Annotated in this window: 4 protein-coding genes and 1 pseudogene; 2 read left to right on the top strand and 3 right to left on the bottom strand. The window is 72.1% G+C overall.

Annotated elements, in window-relative coordinates; all coding sequences use genetic code 11:
• Positions 1-25 precede the first annotated feature (25 nt).
• Positions 26-889, top strand: a complete 864-nt coding sequence (locus C1I97_RS30555) for a deoxyribonuclease IV (protein WP_111006331.1) — start codon at positions 26-28, stop codon at positions 887-889.
• Positions 890-901: 12 nt separating this feature from the next.
• On the opposite strand, the gene C1I97_RS30550 is transcribed toward C1I97_RS30555, so the two are convergent.
• The 3 genes from C1I97_RS30550 to C1I97_RS30540 all read right to left on the bottom strand — a co-directional run bounded on the left by C1I97_RS30550 (position 902) and on the right by C1I97_RS30540 (position 4,512).
• Positions 902-1,558 (bottom strand): sulfite oxidase-like oxidoreductase, encoded by a 657-nt coding sequence (locus C1I97_RS30550; RefSeq protein WP_111006330.1) that lies wholly within the window; start codon positions 1,556-1,558, stop codon positions 902-904.
• A gap of 272 nt (positions 1,559-1,830) precedes the next feature.
• Complete coding sequence (locus C1I97_RS30545; RefSeq protein WP_111006333.1) at positions 1,831-3,183, bottom strand: class II 3-deoxy-7-phosphoheptulonate synthase; 1,353 nt, start codon at positions 3,181-3,183, stop codon at positions 1,831-1,833.
• A 108-nt stretch (positions 3,184-3,291) separates the two neighbouring features.
• The gene (locus C1I97_RS30540) at positions 3,292-4,512 is read right to left on the bottom strand and encodes a glycoside hydrolase domain-containing protein (RefSeq protein ID WP_111006332.1); all 1,221 of its coding nucleotides are present in this window, start codon (positions 4,510-4,512) and stop codon (positions 3,292-3,294) included.
• A 289-nt stretch (positions 4,513-4,801) separates the two neighbouring features.
• Between C1I97_RS30540 and C1I97_RS30535 the strand changes: the two are divergent.
• Positions 4,802-5,361 (top strand): annotated as a pseudogene (locus C1I97_RS30535) (phenazine-specific anthranilate synthase component I); the annotation flags it as partial.

The following is a 5,361-nucleotide window of genomic DNA, read 5'->3' as shown; positions in this document are numbered from 1 at the left end:
CACGGGCGTAGGACAGGCCCACCGAGTGCAGCCCGCCCGCAACCCCGTCGGCAGCCATGTGCCCGTCGCCGGCGGGCTGCACTCGGTGGGCCTGTCCTACGCCCGTGAGCTGCGGGCCGAGACCGTGCAGGTCTTCGTCGCCAACCCGCGCGGCTGGGCCACGCCCGCCGGCAGTCCGCGGCAGGACGAGGAGTTCCGCGCGGCCTGCGCCGCGGAGTCGATCCCGGCGTACGTCCACGCGCCCTATCTGATCAACTTCGGCTCGCACACCGAGGCGACCGTGGAGCGGTCGGTCCAGTCGCTGCGGCACTCGCTGCGGCGCGGGCGGGAGATCGGCGCGCTGGGCGTCGTCGTGCACACCGGGAGCGCGACCGGCGGCCGGCACCGGTCGGTGGCGCTGAAGCAGGTACGGGAGCACCTGCTGCCGCTGCTCGACGAGCTCACCCACGACGACGACCCGTACCTGCTCCTCGAGTCGACCGCGGGTCAGGGCGCCTCCCTGTGCTCCCGCACCTGGGACTTCGGGCCATACTTCGAGGCGCTGGACGCCCATCCGAAGCTGGGCGTGTGCCTGGACACCTGCCACATCTTCGCCGCCGGGCACGACCTGACCGGCCCGGACGGCATGCACCAGACGCTGGACCAGCTGGTGGAGACGGTCGGCGAGGGGCGGCTGAGGCTGATCCACGCCAACGACTCCAAGGACGTGGCCGGCGCGCACAAGGACCGGCACGAGAACATCGGCGCCGGCCACATCGGCGAGGACCCCTTCCGCGCCCTGATGGCCCACCCCGCCACCGAGGGCGTGCCCCTGATCATCGAGACCCCGGGCGGCAAGGAGGGCCACGCGGCGGACGTGGCCCGGCTGAAGAAGCTCAGGGACGGCTGAGCGGCCCCGGCGTCACAGCTCCGGCCCGTCCCCCGGTTCCTCCTGGTAGGAGTACCGCTGCTCCTTCCACGGGTCGCCGAGGTTGTGGTAGCCGCGCTCCTCCCAGAAGCCGCGGCGGTCGGCGGTCATGTACTCCACGCCGCGCACCCACTTGGGGCCCTTCCAGCCGTACAGGTGGGGGACGATCAGGCGGAGCGGGAAGCCGTGCTCGGCGGTGAGCAGTTCACCGTCCTTGTGGGTGGCGAAGAGGGTGTGCTCGGAGGCGAAGTCGGACAGGCGCAGATTGGCGCTGTAGCCGTACTCCGCCCACGCCATCACATGGGTGACGTCCGGGGCGGGCGGGACGAGGTCCAGGATCGTGCGGGCCGGGATGCCGCCCCACTCGGCGCCGAGCATGCTGTACCTCGTGACGCAGTGCAGGTCGGCCACCACGGTGGTGTAGGGCAGGGCCGTGAACTCCTCGTGGGTCCAGCAGCGCTTCTCGCCGTCGGCGGTGGCGCCGAAGACCCGGAAGTCCCAGCGTTCGGGCCGGAACTTGGGCACCGGCCCGTAGTGCGTGACCGGCCAGCCCCGCTGCGGTCGCTGTCCCGGCGGAAGCTCCGGTTGTGCCGCTCCTGACGGCACTGCTCCAGACGCGTTCCCGGACGCGCGTTCCACCGGCTGACCCATGACTCCATCCTGACAGACGGAAGAGGGTGCACATGACCAGCCCTGGGCCGATCAGGGCAAATACCGCCAAGTCGCCACTTGATGGACGGTGGGGTGCGCCGGCGACATCATGCGGCGCAGCCTGCCCTCGGAGGTGCTGGACAAGCCCGGTGGGGCGAGCCCGGTGGGCCGAGCCCGACCTCACCTTCCGCACCGGAGGCGCACAAGGCGGGAGGGGCGCGGATCGCATGCGATCCGCGCCCCTCTTCACACGCCCCGAAGAGGCGGCCGCCTCACTGGTCCCGGTACATCTCCGCGACCAGGAACGCCAGGTCCAGGGACTGACTGCGGTTCAGCCTCGGGTCGCAGGCCGTCTCGTAGCGCTGGTGCAGGTCGTCGACGAAGATCTCGTCGCCGCCGCCCACGCACTCGGTGACGTCGTCACCGGTCAGCTCCACGTGGATGCCGCCCGGGTGCGTGCCCAGCGCCTTGTGCACCTCGAAGAAGCCCTTGACCTCGTCGAGCACGTCGTCGAAGCGGCGGGTCTTGTGGCCGGAGGCCGCCTCGAAGGTGTTGCCGTGCATCGGGTCGGTCACCCAGGCCACGGTCGCGCCCGAGGCCGTGACCTTCTCCACCAGCTCCGGGAGCCGGTCGCGGATCTTGTCGGCGCCCATGCGGACGATGAACGTCAGCCGGCCCGGCTCCCGCTCGGGGTCGAGGCGCTCGATGTACCGCAGCGCCTCCTCGGCCGTCGTGGTCGGGCCGAGCTTGACGCCGATCGGGTTGCGGATCCTCGAGGCGAACTCGATGTGCGCGTGGTCCAGCTGCCGGGTGCGCTCGCCGATCCACACCATGTGCGCCGAGACGTCGTACAGCCGCCCGGTGCGGGAGTCGACGCGGGTCAGCGCCGACTCGTAGTCGAGCAGCAGCGCCTCGTGCGAGGAGAAGAACTCGACCGTCTTGAACTCCTCCGGGTCCGTGCCGCAGGCCCGCATGAAGTTGAGCGCGTTGTCGATCTCCCGGGCGAGCTGCTCGTAGCGCTGGCCGGACGGGGAGGACTTCACGAAGTCCTGGTTCCAGGCGTGCACCTGGCGCAGGTCGGCGTAGCCACCGGTGGTGAAGGCGCGCACCAGGTTCAGCGTGGAGGCGGAGGCGTGGTACATCCGCTTCAGCCGCTCCGGGTCCGGGACGCGGGCGGCCTCGGTGAACTCGAAGCCGTTGACGGAGTCGCCCCGGTAGGTCGGCAGCGTCACGCCGTCGCGGGTCTCGGTCGGCTTGGAGCGCGGCTTGGAGTACTGGCCGGCGATCCGGCCGACCTTCACCACCGGCACCGAGGCGGCGTACGTGAGCACGGCGCCCATCTGGAGCAGGGTCTTGAGCTTGTTGCGGATGTGGTCGGCGGACACCGCGTCGAACGCCTCGGCGCAGTCGCCGCCCTGGAGGAGGAACGCCTCTCCCCTGGCGACGGCCGCCATCCGGGCGCGCAGCTGGTCGCACTCGCCCGCGAAGACGAGCGGCGGATACGACTCGAGGTCCGCGATCACTGCGCGCAGAGCCTCGGGGTCGGGGTACTCGGGCTGCTGCGCCGCGGGCAGGTTTCGCCAGGTGTTGCCGGCGCTCGCGCTGGTCTTAGCGTTCACGGTCACGTTCTCCACACTACGGGTTCGCCTCGCGGACCTGCTCTTCCGCTCATCAAATGAGACAGATGGTGTGAGACAGGCGGGGCGAGACAGGCGGCGTGAGACAGGTGCCGGTCACGTGCCGGTGCCGACGTCCAGCTGGTCGCGGTCGATGTTGATGGTCACTCCGCCGTACGTCTCGGTCCTGTCGCCCGCGTACTGGTGGATGCGCTGCCGGTCCGCCCACATCGTGGCGGGCAGGCTCGGGTGGTCGGTGGTGGCCTCGCCGTTCCAGTGCGCGAAGTGGATCACGTCGGGGAGGGTGGCCTTGGCGGTGTTGCCGACCAGGTCGGGGACCAGGGAGGAGACGCCGCCGTACGCGCCGGAGCGGTAGCCCAGCTCGTGCAGCCGCTCGGTCCACGCCCCCAGGTAGCCGAGGACCCGCGTGGTGAGGGCGCCGCCGCGCGTGTACTGCTCCAGGTCGTTGTAGAGCACCGAGCCCTTCTCCAGACCGAGCGCGGCGGCCTGGGCGACCGCGTCCTCGGCGGCGGCCCTGCCCTGCGGCTCCGGGTCGGTGATGGACACGCAGCGGTTCTGGCAGCTGCCGGCACCGGAGGCGGGCTGCGGGCCGACGTAGAGCGGGAAGAAACGCCATCCGTCCGCGTACTGGGTCCGCACCCACTCGGAGGTCAGCCCGGCCTGGGCGCAGGCCCGGTTGACGCCGCCGATGTAGATGCCCACGGCCCGGTAGGGCGAGCCGGCCCTCCAGGCGTTCATGGCCGTCCGGCTCGGGGCGGTGCAGGTGTCGAAGCCCCTGCCCCGGTAGGCGGTCGCGCCGGCGGGCACGGCGAGGGCGGGGGGTGTCCCGCCCGGCCGTTCGGCGCGGGCGGCGGCGACCGGCAGCCCGGCGCTGCCCAGCACCCGCTGGATGGTCGCGCGGTCCTCGCCGTACGGCGCCGTGACCGCAATTCCCTCGTTGGCGGCCGTCGCCCGGAAGACGCGGGACGTACGGTCCTCGGTGACGGAGGCCTTCGTCGCCGCCGCGGGCTGCACCCATAGGGCCTCGGTGCGCCCGGTGGCGCGGGCGGGGCAGTCCTGCCGCTCCCCGGGCTCGCCGAGGTAGACGGCATGCCGGTCGAAGCGGACGCAGGCCGCCGGATCCTTTCCGAGGTCGACGACCTGCCAGTCGGCCGGAACGGTGAACGTGTGACCGCGGTACCCCACCGTCCTGGTGGCGTCATCGGACGCCGTGCGGGCGGCGGCCGGCGAACCGGCCCCGAGGACCGCGCAGGCGGCCAGCGCGGCAAGCGCCCGCCGTGCCGGGGGTGACGATCGCGGGAAACGCGGTACGGACATGACGTACTCCTCGGTCGGGCGCAGCATGTGCGACCTTCCACCAGCCGCCCGGCCCGGAAACCGCCGTGTGGTGCGTCCGGGCGACCTCGTGCGTGCGGTAGGGTGCGGGCATGTCCATGCGCGCGCACTTGAACCAGAACTGGTGGTGGACCGCTTCCTAGGCGGCCCGCCGACTGCGCGCATCCCACACTTCGCGAAGGCCGCCCGAGGGGCGGTCTTCGGCGTTTCGGGCGCTCGGGCCGTTCCTCACCGACATCGACGGAAACATCGACGGAAGAGGAACCGACCCATGGATCTGGTACGGCTGTTGCACGATCCCCGCCCCTTCGCCCTGCTCCGCCGCCGCGCCCCGGGGCACGACCACGATCTGGTCGAGGTGCTGCTCGGCCCGGTGACCGCCCGCGACCGCCTGGCCGAGCTGCCCGACGAGGGCCTCGCGCTGGTCCCGTTCCGGCAGATCCGGGAGCGCGGCTTCGACGTGCGCGACGACGGCACGCCGCTGCTGGTGCTGACGCCCGAGGAGACGTACGCCCTCCCGCTCGCCGAGGCGCTGGAGCAGTTGCCCGCGCACGGGGTGCGCGTGGAGGGCGGCGGCTTCGACGTGGGCGACGAGGAGTACGCGCGGATCGTCGGGCGTGTGCTGCGCGAGGAGATCGGCGCGGGCGAGGGCGCGAACTTCGTGATCCGCCGGACGTACGAGGGCCGGATCCCGGGGTTCGGGCGGGCCGACGCGTTGGCGCTGTTCCGGCGGCTGCTGGAGGGCGAGCGGGGAGCGTACTGGACGTTCGTCGTGCACACCGGAGATCAAAAAGGGCCCGAAGGGCCTTCCTCGGAAGGGGGGGGGTGGGA

The organism is Streptomyces sp. NTH33 (genome assembly GCF_003236365.1).
Classification (GTDB): Bacteria; Actinomycetota; Actinomycetes; order Streptomycetales; family Streptomycetaceae; genus Streptomyces.
This window is presented reverse-complemented; position numbering and strand designations above follow the sequence as displayed.